The organism is Mycobacterium sp. P4_H6, assembly GCF_056400845.1.
In genome coordinates this window covers 1-12,116 of the sequence record NZ_JBFUKN010000083.1, presented here as the reverse complement: position 1 = coordinate 12,116, position 12,116 = coordinate 1, and the positions used below count along the sequence as shown (strand labels likewise).

At 68.7% G+C, this 12,116-nt stretch carries 12 protein-coding genes and 1 pseudogene; 8 read left to right on the top strand and 5 right to left on the bottom strand.

Annotated elements, in window-relative coordinates; translation table 11 throughout:
- Nucleotide 1 precedes the first annotated feature (1 nt).
- Nucleotides 2–1,501 carry an LCP family protein gene (locus AC1DTF_RS25780; RefSeq protein WP_477476134.1) on the bottom strand — a complete coding sequence of 500 codons (1,500 nt, stop codon included), beginning with the start codon at nt 1,499–1,501 and terminating at the stop codon, nt 2–4.
- Nucleotides 1,502–1,716: 215 nt separating this feature from the next.
- On the opposite strand from AC1DTF_RS25780, the gene AC1DTF_RS25775 reads away from it, so the two are divergent.
- The 4 genes from AC1DTF_RS25775 to manB all read left to right on the top strand — a co-directional run bounded on the left by AC1DTF_RS25775 (nt 1,717) and on the right by manB (nt 5,704).
- A complete protein-coding gene (locus AC1DTF_RS25775) occupies nt 1,717–2,769 on the top strand; it encodes a hypothetical protein (protein WP_477476133.1) in 1,053 nt (350 codons plus the stop codon).
- Nucleotides 2,770–2,775: 6 nt separating this feature from the next.
- Nucleotides 2,776–3,630: a dTDP-4-dehydrorhamnose reductase gene (rfbD, locus tag AC1DTF_RS25770; RefSeq protein WP_477476132.1), complete on the top strand. Its 855-nt coding sequence runs from the start codon at nt 2,776–2,778 to the stop codon at nt 3,628–3,630.
- Nucleotides 3,631–3,739: 109 nt separating this feature from the next.
- A complete protein-coding gene (locus AC1DTF_RS25765) occupies nt 3,740–4,615 on the top strand; it encodes a glycosyltransferase family 2 protein (protein WP_477476131.1) in 876 nt (291 codons plus the stop codon).
- On the top strand, nt 4,616–5,704 hold the full coding sequence (gene manB / locus AC1DTF_RS25760; protein ID WP_057167199.1) for a mannose-1-phosphate guanylyltransferase: 1,089 nt from the start codon (nt 4,616–4,618) through the stop codon (nt 5,702–5,704).
- Between the two features lie 16 nt (nt 5,705–5,720).
- On the opposite strand, the gene AC1DTF_RS25755 is transcribed toward manB, so the two are convergent.
- Genes AC1DTF_RS25755 through cofD form a run of 3 tightly spaced genes read right to left on the bottom strand, consistent with a single transcriptional unit; the run spans nt 5,721 to nt 8,601 of the window.
- Nucleotides 5,721–6,251, bottom strand: a complete 531-nt coding sequence (locus AC1DTF_RS25755) for an NUDIX hydrolase (RefSeq protein WP_057167198.1) — start codon at nt 6,249–6,251, stop codon at nt 5,721–5,723.
- On the bottom strand, nt 6,248–7,606 hold the full coding sequence (locus AC1DTF_RS25750; protein ID WP_477476130.1) for a coenzyme F420-0:L-glutamate ligase: 1,359 nt from the start codon (nt 7,604–7,606) through the stop codon (nt 6,248–6,250). The genes AC1DTF_RS25755 and AC1DTF_RS25750 overlap by 4 nt, the downstream gene beginning before the upstream one ends.
- The gene (gene cofD, locus AC1DTF_RS25745; protein WP_057167196.1) at nt 7,603–8,601 is read right to left on the bottom strand and encodes a 2-phospho-L-lactate transferase; all 999 of its coding nucleotides are present in this window, start codon (nt 8,599–8,601) and stop codon (nt 7,603–7,605) included. Before cofD ends, AC1DTF_RS25750 begins: the two co-directional genes overlap by 4 nt.
- 472 nt (nt 8,602–9,073) lie before the next feature.
- On the opposite strand from cofD, the gene AC1DTF_RS25740 reads away from it, so the two are divergent.
- On the top strand, nt 9,074–9,343 hold the full coding sequence (locus AC1DTF_RS25740) for a WhiB family transcriptional regulator (protein ID WP_199196430.1): 270 nt from the start codon (nt 9,074–9,076) through the stop codon (nt 9,341–9,343).
- Between the two features lie 35 nt (nt 9,344–9,378).
- Here AC1DTF_RS25740 and AC1DTF_RS25735 read toward each other — a convergent pair whose 3' ends face one another.
- Nucleotides 9,379–9,801, bottom strand: coding sequence for a metallopeptidase family protein (locus AC1DTF_RS25735; RefSeq protein WP_057167194.1), 423 nt, complete (start codon nt 9,799–9,801; stop codon nt 9,379–9,381).
- A 130-nt stretch (nt 9,802–9,931) separates the two neighbouring features.
- On the opposite strand from AC1DTF_RS25735, the gene AC1DTF_RS25730 reads away from it, so the two are divergent.
- The 3 genes and pseudogenes from AC1DTF_RS25730 to AC1DTF_RS25720 all read left to right on the top strand — a co-directional run.
- Nucleotides 9,932–10,363, top strand: a complete 432-nt coding sequence (locus AC1DTF_RS25730) for a DUF3499 domain-containing protein (protein WP_057167193.1) — start codon at nt 9,932–9,934, stop codon at nt 10,361–10,363.
- 144 nt (nt 10,364–10,507) lie between these two features.
- The gene (locus AC1DTF_RS25725) at nt 10,508–11,920 is read left to right on the top strand and encodes a phosphomannomutase/phosphoglucomutase (RefSeq protein ID WP_057167192.1); all 1,413 of its coding nucleotides are present in this window, start codon (nt 10,508–10,510) and stop codon (nt 11,918–11,920) included.
- Nucleotides 11,917–12,116: pseudogene (locus AC1DTF_RS25720) on the top strand (TobH protein); the annotation flags it as partial. The gene AC1DTF_RS25725 and the pseudogene AC1DTF_RS25720, both read left to right, overlap by 4 nt.

Here is a 12,116-nt window from a genome sequence, read left to right as displayed (position 1 = left end):
GTCAGTTCACGCACTGGGGGTCGTCGGAGCCGGCGGTGATGATCGGCGACGGGGGCGGGGGTGCGTCCTCGGAAGAGGAGATCAGATCCTCGCCTTCGTAGCCCTGGTACCACTCGGTGGACGCGGGATCGGCCGATGGCGTGGTGCCTTCCAGGCCCGAACCGGGGCCCGCGTAATCGTCGGACAGCACGACCTGCACGGTGCCGGGTGCCATCGACGGGTCCTCGATGACAGGCAGGTTGCCCAGGCTTTTCGAAACAGCCTGCGCGCCAAGGTCATCGACGCTGGGCGCGCGTACCTGGCTGTTGGCCACCCCGTCACCCTCGTGGTTGCCGACGGCGCCGGGGGTGAAGCCGCCGCCGGTCAGCACCTCGGAGACGGCGGCGGCCAGACCACCGACATCGGTGTCGTTGACCACGTCGACGGTGGTCTTGTCGGGGGAGTAGGCCACCTTCTCGGTGTTGCCCTGCTCCTGTTCGTCCAGCAGACCGCTCACCCATTCCTTGACGCTGTCCGGGTCGATGCGGACCACGGACTGCATGCCGTCATCGCTCCAGCCGTCCTCGCGCAGGATCGGAATGGTGGCGAAGGCGACCGAACCGGCCGCGATTTCCTGGAGCTGCTCCACGAAATCCATGATGTCCCAGCCATCGGAGAGCACCACCGAGCGCTGCACGGCGGTCTGCAACCGGCCCAGGGTGGCCGGGCTGGACAGCGTCTTACCGGAGATCACCTGATGGGCAAGCGATGCCATCACCGCCTGCTGGCGGGTGACCCGGTCCAGATCGCCGCGCGGCAGATCGTGGCGCTGCCGCACGAAGCTCAACGCCCTCGCACCGTCCAGTTTCTGCCAGCCGGCCGGGAAATCGGCGCCGGAAAGAGGTTCGTAGACCGGGTTTTTGAGGCAGACATCGACGCCGCCGAGCGCGTCGGTGATCAAACTGAAGCCCAGCAGCCCGATTTCGGCGTAGTGATCGACGGTCACACCGGTCAGATGCGCGACCGTTTCGATCAGCGCCTCCCGGCCGGCTTCGGTGCCTCGCTTCTCACCTTCGAGCGGGTCCATGCCCTCGACCTCGATGAGCTGCTTCATGGTGGCCAGCCGCGCGTCGCCGTACACGCCGTTGATCTTCATCTTTCCCTGGTCATCCGGCAGTTCGACGTAGGTGTCGCGGGGGATGGAGATCGCGGTGGCCGACTTCCCGTTGTTCGGGATGCGCACCAGGATGATGGTGTCGGTGTTGGTGGCGACATCGTCGCCGACCCGCAGGGTGGCCAATTCCTCGGCCGACAACGGGTTCCCGTGGGCATCGGTACGACTGTCGACGCCGACCAGCAGGATGTCGATCGCGCCGTCCTCGCCGCCTCCGCCGAGGGCGGCGGAATTGACGTGGTTGATGCCGTCCTCGAACGACCGCACGGTGCTCCAGGCCACGCCAGTGAACACCACCACCGCCACTGCGGCAATGACGCCGACCGTTCTGGTCAGCCGATTTTGCATCAGCCCAGGCTACTGGCCGGAGCATCGATGTCCGCCGAAGCGCGTCGGCGTGCCAACGTCCGCCGTGCCGGATGTGCTGGGTCCCCGCGGTAACGATGGCGGTTCAGCGAACGACACATGGCGTACGAGTTGTCATCGGCCGACTGCGGCGTTCACCCCGTCTGGGCTGGGCGTTCGGTCGATGAGCAGATGAGAGGTCCGGTAACTTGAACGGTATGCGGAAAACTTGGGTCAGGACTTTGGGCCGCGCGGCGGTAATGGTCGCGTTGGTGGTGTCGATGGTCACGGTCAGCCCGGCCACCGCGAACGCGGTGGTGGCCCCCGCCGACGGTTACGGATTCGCCCAGGGATACACCTGGGCCACCGGAAACCCGGGTGATTCCGCCCGCGAGATCGCCGCGGTCGCCAAGACCAGCGGCAGCTGGGTGCGGCTCCCGCTGGACTGGGGCATCGTCGGGATCGGTCCGGGTGAATACAACTGGGGCTACTTCGACAGCCTGGTCAACGCCGCGAGTGCGAACGGTCTGCGCGTCCTCGGGCTGATCTCCAATACCCCGTTCTGGGCCCGCACCGAGGGTGCGCAGCTGCTGTTCCCGTCGTCGCCGCCCAAGAACTACGGCGATTTCGGCGCCTTCACCGCGGCCGCGGCCAAGCGCTACGCCGGCCGGATCAACGCCTGGGAGGTCTGGAACGAGCCGAACCTGCCGCTGTTCATGGGCTTCGCCGACAACAAGGCCGTCCGGTACACCGACATGCTCAAGGCCGCCTATCCCGCGATCAAGGGCGCCAACCCGGGTGCGACCGTCGTCGCCGCCGGACTCAGCCCGCTGGAGGGCCCGGACTCACCCCCGGGATTCCTGCAGCAGATGTACGCCGCTGGTGCGAAGGGTTCCTTCGACGCGGCCGCGGCGCACCCCTATGTCTTCCCGGGTGGCCTGGCCGCCGACAGCAACAACGGGTGGTCCGATGTGCTGCGCATGCATGACGTGATGGCGGCCAACGGTGACGGCGGCAAGAAGATCTGGCTGACCGAGATGGGCGCGTCCACCAGCGACATCCCCGGCGACGGGGTGAGCCAGCAGGAGCAGGCCAAGCAGATCGTCGACGTGCTGGGGGCGGCCGCCGCCGTCGGGTGGGCCGGACCGGCCTTCATCCACGCCGTGCGTGACCTGGACAGCTCCAACCGCAACGACCGTGAGGCCAACTACGGCGCGCTGCTCACCTCGGACTGGCAGCCGAAGGTCGCCGCGGGCGTGCTCGCCGGATAGCCGGTTGTGCCTGCCCGAATCGTCATCACCGGCGCGGGCGGGCAGGTCGGCCGGTTCCTGGGCGGTGCACTCCCCGCCCAGGGACGCGATCTGCTCGCGTGCACGTCGTCGCAGTGGGACATCACCGACCCGGCGGCCGGCGCCGATATCGTCGCCCCCGGTGACGTGGTGATCAACTGCGCGGCCCTGACCGCCGTCGATGTCGCCGAGACCGAAGAGGCCCGGGCGTACGCCGTCAACGCCACCGGCGCAGGCAATGTCGCGCGCGTCTGCGCAGCCAACGGCGCCCGGCTGATCCACATCTCCACCGATTACGTGTTCAGCGGGGACTTCGGCGGAGCCCCGCGGCCCTACGAGGTGGACGACCCTGTCGGGCCCCGCAGCGTCTACGGCCGCAGCAAGCTCGCCGGGGAGCAGCAGGTGCACGACGTGCTGCCGGAGGCGACCGTCGTGCGTACCGCGTGGGTGTACACCGGGACGGGCAACGATTTCGTCGCCGCGATGCGCCGACTGGAGTCCGAACGCGAGCACGTGGACGTGGTGGCCGATCAGACCGGATCGCCGACCTATGTCGCCGACCTGGCCCGCGCGCTGCTTCTCATCGCCGACGATCCGGCGCCCGCATCGCTGCTGCACGTGGCCAACACCGGCCCGGCCAGCCGCTACGAGCTCGCCTGCGCGGTGTTCGCCGGGATCGGCGCCGACCCGCAGCGGGTCCGGCCGGTGAGTACCGACCGGCATCCGCGGCCCGCACCGCGTCCGGTCTACTCGGCGTTGTCGACCGCGCGTTATGACGCCCGCCACAGACCGATGCGGTCCTGGCGGGATGGGCTGGATGCCGCCTTGACGGCACTGCCTTGAGGATCCGGGGCGGACGTAGCGAACGGGAGGACGGGATCCGGGGCGAGCGTAGCGACGGGGGGAAGAATGGTTACCCTCTGCAGCGTGGGCGACGAACTGGCTGGGCGTGGTGACTGACGAACTGAAGGTCGTGACGGTGACCTATTCACCGGGCCCCCATCTGGATCGCTTCCTGGCCTCGCTGGCTCATGCCACCGACCGGCCGGTGACGGTGATCATGGCCGACAACGGCTCCACCGACGGTGCCCCCGAGGAGGCGGTCGAGCGATATCCGAACGTCCGGCTGCTGCGCACCGGCGGCAATCTCGGTTACGGCACCGCCGTGAACCGCGCCGTCGATGCCTTCGTGACCGACGGTGAGCTGTTCATCGTGGCCAACCCCGATGTGCAGTGGGGCCCGGGCAGCATCGACGAACTGCTGGCGGCCGCGCAGCGGTGGCCGCAGGCCGGTGCCTTCGGTCCGCTGATCCGCGATCCGGACGGCTCGGTGTACCCGTCGGCCCGGCATCAGCCCAGCCTGATCCGCGGCGGCATGCACGCCGTGGTCGGCCCGGTCTGGAAGACCAACCCCTGGACGGCGGCCTACCGGCAGGAACGGCTGGTCCCCACGGAACGTCCGGTCGGCTGGCTGTCCGGCGCCTGCCTGCTGCTGCGCCGCGACGCGTTCACCCACATCGGCGGTTTCGACGAGCGCTATTTCATGTACATGGAGGACGTCGACCTCGGCGACCGGCTGGAGCGGGCGGGCCGGCAGAACATCTATGTGCCGACCGCCGAGATCCTGCACGACAAGGGACATTCGACCGGGCGCGATCCCGCGAAGAATCTGGCGGCCCACCACCGCAGCACCTACACTTTCCTGRCTGACCGTCATTCGCGCTGGTGGCAGGCCCCGTTGAGGTGGACGATCAGGGGTGCGCTGGCAACCCGAGCCGGTCTCGTGGTCCGGAACTCTCGACGTAAACAGGCGAAAGGGCGGCTCTGAATGGCCAGCACACTCGATCCGGCGAACGTGGATGCGGTCATCCTGGTCGGCGGGCAGGGCACCCGACTGCGCCCGCTCACCCTGTCGGCGCCCAAACCGATGCTGCCGACGGCCGGGCTGCCGTTCCTCACCCACCTGCTGTCGCGGATCGCCGCGGCCGGTATCCAGCATGTCGTGCTGGGCACCTCCTACAAGGCCGAGGTGTTCGAAGCGGCCTTCGGTGACGGATCGAAACTCGGTCTGGAGATCGAGTACGTCGTCGAGGAGGAGGCGCTGGGCACCGGCGGCGGTATCGCCAACGTGGCCGGCAAGCTGCGCCACGACACCGCACTGGTGTTCAACGGCGATGTGCTCTCCGGCGCCGATCTGGGCGCCCTGCTGAACTGCCATGCCGGCCATCAGGCCGATGTGACCCTGCATCTCGTGCGGGTCGGGGATCCGCGCGCCTTCGGGTGCGTGCCCACCGACGCCGACGGCCGGGTCACCGCCTTCCTGGAGAAGACCCAGGATCCGCCGACCGATCAGATCAACGCCGGCTGCTATGTCTTCCGCCGCGAGATCATCGACCAGATTCCCAAGGGCCGGGCTCTGTCGGTGGAGCGCGAGGTGTTCCCGACGCTGCTCACCGAGGGACAGAAGGTGTGCGGGTACGTCGACGCCAGCTATTGGCGCGATATGGGCACCCCCGACGATTTCGTGCGGGGATCGGCGGACCTGGTCCGCGGTATCGCCCCGTCGCCCGCGTTGCAGCATCAGCGCGGCGAGTTCCTCATCCACGACGGTGCGGCCGTCTCACCCGGCGCGCTGCTGCTCGGCGGGACCGTGGTCGGCCGCGGTGCCGAGATCGGCGCCGGAGCCCGACTGGACGGTGCGGTCATCTTCGACGGGGTCCGGGTCGAGGCCGGGGCCGTCATCGAACGGTCCATCATCGGGTTCGGCGCCCGCATCGGCCCGCGGGCGCTCATCCGCGACGGTGTCATCGGCGACGGTGCCGATATCGGGGCCCGCTGCGAGCTGCTGCGCGGCGCCCGGGTGTGGCCGGGGGTCACCATCCCCGACGGCGGGATCCGCTACTCCACCGACGTCTGAGGGCGGACCGGACCGATCAGGCTTGCGCGGCCTTCGCCAGCGCCACCAGCGCCGGGTCGTCCTGCGGCATCGCGTCCAGCGGCCACCACCGCAGATCCAGCGATTCATCGCTGCGCACGAATTCGGTATCGGCCGGTGCGTGCGCGACGAACTGCAGATCCAGATGACGGGTCGGCACACCGAGTGAGCAGGTCAGCGGATGCACGTGCAGCGCAACCATGTCCGGGTCGATACGCAGCCCGTCGATACCCGACTCCTCGGTGGCCTCACGCAGCGCCGCCGCGGTGATATCGCTGTCGGACTCCTCGCAGTGCCCACCGAGCTGCAGCCACCGGCCCACCCGCGGGTGCAGGGTGAGCAGGGCGTGTTCGCCGCGGTGGTCGAGGACCAGTGCCGAGGCGGTGACGTGGCCGGGCTCGCAGGACCGCGCGCAGGCGTCGGGCCGGGCCAGCACGAAGGCCAGCACCGCGTGGCGCAACGCGTCCTGTTCAGGATCTGGTGCATCCCATCGGGACAGCAGATCGACGACGGAGGCGTGCAGGCTCATCGTTGGATCAGCAACCCGTCGGTGGGCGCCGGGTCGCGGGGTCCGGTGTCCTCGGCGGGATAGCCGATCGCGATGGCGCCCAACGGTTCCCAGTCTTCTTCGATACCCAGCTCGCGGCGGGTGATCTCGGCGGCGAAGATCGTCGAGCCGATCCAGCAGCTGCCGACACCACGGACCGCCAGTGCCACCAGCAGACCCTGTACCGCCGCGCCGGCCGCCACCGTGAACATGGTGTGCTCGGCCGCGGTGCGCGCTGGATCCGGATAGCTGTGTGCGCCATCGGGAACCATGAACGGGATGACGAGTTCGGGGGCGTCGTAGAGGATCTGGCCGCGCGCCACCCGGCGCGACACCTCGTCCTCGGAGCGGCCGTCGGCACTCAGATCGTGCTGCCACTGCTGTTTCATCGCATCGAGCAGCCGGGTCCGGGTGTCCGGATCGCGCACCCAGACGAACCGCACCGGGCGGGTGTGATGCGGTGCCGGTGCGGTCAGCGCCTCGGCGACCGACTCCTCGATGAGTGCGGCGGCGACCGGCTCGGCGTTGAACTGCCGCACCGAGCGGCGCAGCAATTGCGCCTGTCTGCGGCCCAATTCGATCGCCTCGGCGGTGCCGAGCCAGAACAGGTCCTCTTCGCCGCTGCGGACCAGGGTGTGGCCGTTGGAGCCGTCGTCGCGCAGCGTGAGCCCGCGCACCACCGCCACCGGGATGCCGGTCAGCTTGCCCTTCACCAGATCTGCCGCGGCGGCGAGTTCGTCGGCCACCGCGATCTCGGTCACCACGAGTTCGTTGCCGTGCGGGTCCAGCGCGCCGGCGTAGCCGTGCAGGACCGTCAACCCGGCCGCACCGATCGCGACATCGGTCTGCCCGTTGCGCCAGGCTCGTCCCATGGTGTCGGTGACGACGATGCCTACCCGCACGCCCAGATGCGTTGCGATACCGTCCCGGATCGCCGCGGCACTGCCGTCCGGGTCGACCGGCAGCAGGGCGAGTTCGGCGGCGTCGATGTTGGATCCGTCCACCCCGGCGGCGGCCTGGATCAGCCCGATGGCGTTCTCGGTGATGAGCGTCTTGCCCTTGCGGGCCAGCACCCGCACGGCCTCGTCGTCGATGAGCTTGCGGCGCAGCATGTCCCGCTGCTCGGGGTCGGTGGGCGCGGTGACGATTCGGCCCTCGGTCTTGGAGAGCACCTTGCTGGTGATGACCACCACGTCGTCATCGCGCAACCACTCGGCCGCGCCGGCGATCGCCGCGGCCAGATTGTCACCGGGCCGGAATTCGCCGAGCCCGGTCACCGGGATGATCTCGATGGACGCAGCCGTCCCGTGCTCCGCGCTGCCGTGTTCGGGGCTCACAGCGCGACGCCCGCCAATTGCAGCCCGGCCCGCACCATTTCGGCGGTGGTCGCGGGATCGGTCATGAGCAGGGGGGCCTGGCGGACCTCGACACCCTCGATGGTGGCGGCGTCGCCCTCGTCGATCAGCCAGCCGTCCAGGATGCCGACACCGGTGCGCGCGCCGAAGTGTTTCCCGACACCCTCCGAGGACGATTCGACGCCGATCACCGAAAGGCATTCGTCGGCCATCCCGCGCAACGGCTTTCCCGCGATGATGGGCGAGTAGCCGATGACGGGTGCCGCGGTGGAACGCAGCGCGCCGCGGATTCCGCCGACTTTGAGGATGGAACCGATGCTGACGACCGGATTGGACGGGGCGATCAGCACCACATCGGCCTCGGCGATGGCCTCGGCCACACCGGGTGCGGCGGTGGCTTTGTCGGAGCCGACGTAGGCGAAGCTGTGCGTTTCGATCTTGGCGCGGTAGCGCACCCACCACTCCTGGAAGTGGATGGCCTTGCGTTCGCCTTCGGGATCGGTGACGACGACGTGGGTTTCGCTGCGGTCGTCGCTGGCCGGCAGCAGCCGGGCGCCGGGCGCCCAGCGGGCGCACAGCGCCTCGGTGACCTGAGAGAGCGGATATCCCGCGCGCAGCATCTGACTGCGCACCAGATGGGTGGCCAGATCGCGGTCGCCGAGACCGAACCAATCGGGCTGCACCCCGTAGGCGGCCAGTTCCTCCTTGGCATGCCACGTTTCGTCACGGTGACCCCAGCCACGTTCCGGGTCGATGCCGCCGCCCAGGGTGTACATGCAGGTGTCGAGGTCCGGACAGATCCGCACGCCGAACATCCAGGCGTCGTCTCCCACGTTGACGACGGCGGTCAGCTCGTGTTGAGTGGGCGCTTCGGATTCGGCGCCCACGTCGGCAAACTGCCCGAGTTGCAGCAGATGYTGGACGCCGAGGAGGAAGCGGGCGCCACCCACGCCGCCGACCAGAACTGTGACCTTCACGCCCTCAGACCCTAGGCCAGCCAGCTTTCTTCGGTGTCGCCGCCCGGGGTGTGGGGAACACGCCGGTGCGTGGACACGCCGGATCTATGTCACGAGATGGTATGAAAACTGGCCATTCCGCTTGACCGTGGCAGCTAACGCGTGTCTAATCACATCAGTGTCATTTCGTGGTTCGCCCGCCGGTTTCGGTGCCGCAGACCGGGATTCGATCGTATGTTCGAATCCGGATGGCCTGACATCACAATAGTGATAGCTGGGGCAGTGCTGGAGGGGTTTGGCGATCCGTGATTCAGCAGGGGCCCCGATCGGCAACAACGGGGAAAATAATCAGGTGAGGAGGCGGAACATGTCTTTTGAGCAGGTCGATCTCGACCGCGCGCTCCGGTTCGAAGACCGGATGCTCGGTTCAGTGGACAGTGCACCGCACACCACTACCGATCCGGCGACAAGCGAACTGGTTGTGCGCCCGAATTTGAGCTTGGTGCCCGACCGTATCGAGTTGGCGCCCGAGTCGTTCGAGGACGACGACCAGTGGCAGGAGCGCGGTCTGTGTGCGCAGACCGACCCCGAGGCGTTCTTCCCTGAGAAGGGCGGCTCGACGCGCGAGGCCAAGCGCATCTGCCAGGGCTGCGAAGTCAAGGACCGGTGCCTGGAGTACGCGCTGGCCAATGACGAGCGCTTCGGCATCTGGGGCGGCCTGTCCGAGCGGGAGCGCCGTCGCCTCAAGCGCGGCATCATCTGACGCGGGCACGTTGCGGCTGGCCCGGTCGCAACGTGCTATTCGTCCTCGGCCGAAGGGTCGATGACGTTGGGCTCCACGCCCAGATAGGTGGCCACCTGAGCCACCAACACCTCATGTAGTAAATCGGCGAGTTCGTCGGTGTCTTTGGCGCGCCGTTCGATCGGCTTGCGGAACAAGACAATTCGCGCCCGCGTGGAATTGCCGCGGACGTCTACCCCGGCCGGGATCAGGCGGGCCAACGCGATCGGCCCGTCGGCGACAACCTCCGGCGGCCATTGCACACTGTCGGGATCCTTGGGCGCGATGCGCGGGATCTCATCGACCGCCACGTCCAACGTCGACACCCGTGTGTGCCACCGCCGCTCGATCGGCTCGTAGGCCTCCAGCACCGCCATGTCGAATCGTTCGGCCCGGCTGCGCCAGCCCGGCACCGTCGGCGGCAGCAGCGACCCGCGCATTCCACGGCCGCGCCGGGAACCCCGATGGTTACGCTGCGCCACGCAGGAGATGGTAACGGTTGGAGATCGGGCGCCGCGGCGCGCGCGTGTCCGGAGGCCCCCGGCGTCGCCGCACGATAATCTTCCCTGCGTGAACGCTCCCCGTCGCTGCTGCAGGCCCGGGTGCCCGCACTACGCCGTGGCGACGCTGACCTTCGTCTATCGGGACTCGACAGCCGTCGTCGGACCTCTGGCGACCGTGTCCGAGCCGCATTCCTGGGATTTGTGTGTCGTGCATGCCGGTCGGATCACCGCTCCCCGCGGATGGGAGTTGGTCCGCCACGCCGGTCCGCTGCCGTCTCATCCCGATGAGGACGATCTGAGTGCCCTCGCCGACGCGGTCCGCGAGGGCCACGAAGGCGTGCAGGCTCTGGTGAACGGCGTGACCGCCGGATTCTCCGACCCCTCGACCGGGGTGTCCGGCGGATCGCTGATGGCCCCGCCGGTGCGTCGCCCGGAACCCAACGGCCGCCGTCGCGGTCATCTGCGGGTCCTCCCGGATCCCGAACCGAACTCCGAGTAGTTCCGCTCATCTCCGGCGCCGGCAGCACCCGGGTCGGCCGTTTCGCGCGCGCTCACGGGACCTGCCGCGGCTGTCGTGCCGAGACACTAGGCTGAGTGGGCAGAGCAGTTCCCGATTCCCCGTACACAGAGAGCGAGGAGAGCCATGTCTCGGCCCGCTGAGGCTGTCCACGCTGTCATCAAGGCCTATGACGTGCGGGGCCTGGTCGGAGAACAGATCGATGACGCATTCGTCCGTGACGTCGGCGGCGCATTCGCCCGTCTGGTGCGCGATGAGGACGCGACCGGGTCGGTGGACACCGTGGTGATCGGACACGACATGCGGGCCAGCTCGCCGGCTCTGTCCGACGCGTTCGCCGAGGGTGTCGTCGCCCAGGGGCTCGACGTGGTGCGGATCGGGCTCGCTTCGACCGACCAGCTGTACTTCGCCTCGGGTCTGCTCGACTGCCCTGGCGCAATGTTCACCGCCAGCCACAACCCGGCCGCCTACAACGGCATCAAACTGTGCCGCGCCGGTGCCAAGCCCGTCGGCAAGGACACCGGCCTGCTGACCATCAGCGATGAGGTCATCAACGGTGTGCCCGCGCACGACGGTGCCGCAGGCGCGATCACCGACCGCGATGTGCTCGCCGAGTACGGCGATTTTCTGCGCTCGCTGGTCGACCTGTCGGAACTGCGCCCGCTGCGGGTGGCCGTCGACGCCGGAAACGGCATGGGGGGACACACCACGCCCGCGGTGCTCGAGGCGATTCCCGGGATCACGGTGCTGCCGCTGTATTTCGAACTCGACGGCACCTTCCCCAACCATGAGGCCAACCCGCTGGATCCGGCCAACCTCGTCGACCTGCAGGCCCACGTGCTGGCCACCGGAGCGGACATCGGACTGGCCTTCGACGGTGACGCCGACCGCTGCTTCGTGGTCGACGAGAAAGGTCTGCCCATCTCGCCGTCCGCGGTGACCGCGCTGGTGGCGGCCCGCGAACTGGGCCGCGAGATCGGTGCCACCGTGATCCACAACCTGATCACCTCGCGCGCGGTGCCGGAATTGATCGTCGAGCGGGGCGGTACCGCGGTGCGCTCGCGGGTGGGCCACTCCTACATCAAGGGGCTGATGGCCGAGACCGGCGCCATCTTCGGCGGCGAGCATTCGGCGCACTACTACTTCCGCGACTTCTGGGGCGCCGACTCGGGCATGCTGGCCGCCCTGCACGTGCTGGCCGCGCTCGGTGAGCAGCAGCGCCCGCTCTCGGAGCTGATGGCCGACTACCAGCGCTACGAGGAGTCCGGCGAGATCAACTTCACCGTCGCCGATGCGCCCGGCTGCGTGGACGCCGTGCTGACCACCTTCGGCAGCCGGATCCAGTCCCTGGATCATCTCGACGGGGTCACCGTCGACCTCGGCGACGGGCGCTGGTTCAACCTGCGCACCTCCAACACCGAGCCGCTGCTGCGGCTCAACGTCGAGGCCCGCACCACCGAAGAGGTCGACGAGGTGGTGGAGCAGGTGGCGAAACTGATCGCCGCACGGAGTGAGTCGGGTAGCGAGTCGGTTCTGTGACCTCCCGGGCTGCCACCATCGACCTCGACGATGTCGAGGGGTTGCTGGCTGCCGACCGGGAAGGTCTGCTACGCGCATCTGCCATGGCCGGCGCCCAGGTGCGCGCCACGGCGGCGTCCGTCGACGAGGGCGCCCTGGAGCTGCTTCGCTCGGACACGCCACCCCGCACGCTGATCTGGGTCGCCGACGGTGGCCC

What these genes read in the sequence shown, in the direction of transcription:
- AC1DTF_RS25780 (WP_477476134.1), bottom strand. Translation starts at nt 1,501, where the DNA reads ATGCAAAATCGGCTGACCAGAACGGTCGGCGTCATTGCCGCAGTGGCG.
- AC1DTF_RS25775 (WP_477476133.1), top strand. Translation starts at nt 1,717, where the DNA reads ATGCGGAAAACTTGGGTCAGGACTTTGGGCCGCGCGGCGGTAATGGTC.
- manB (WP_057167199.1), top strand. Translation starts at nt 4,616, where the DNA reads ATGGCCAGCACACTCGATCCGGCGAACGTGGATGCGGTCATCCTGGTC.
- AC1DTF_RS25755 (WP_057167198.1), bottom strand. Translation starts at nt 6,251, where the DNA reads ATGAGCCTGCACGCCTCCGTCGTCGATCTGCTGTCCCGATGGGATGCA.
- AC1DTF_RS25735 (WP_057167194.1), bottom strand. Translation starts at nt 9,801, where the DNA reads ATGCGCGGGTCGCTGCTGCCGCCGACGGTGCCGGGCTGGCGCAGCCGG.
- AC1DTF_RS25725 (WP_057167192.1), top strand. Translation starts at nt 10,508, where the DNA reads ATGTCTCGGCCCGCTGAGGCTGTCCACGCTGTCATCAAGGCCTATGAC.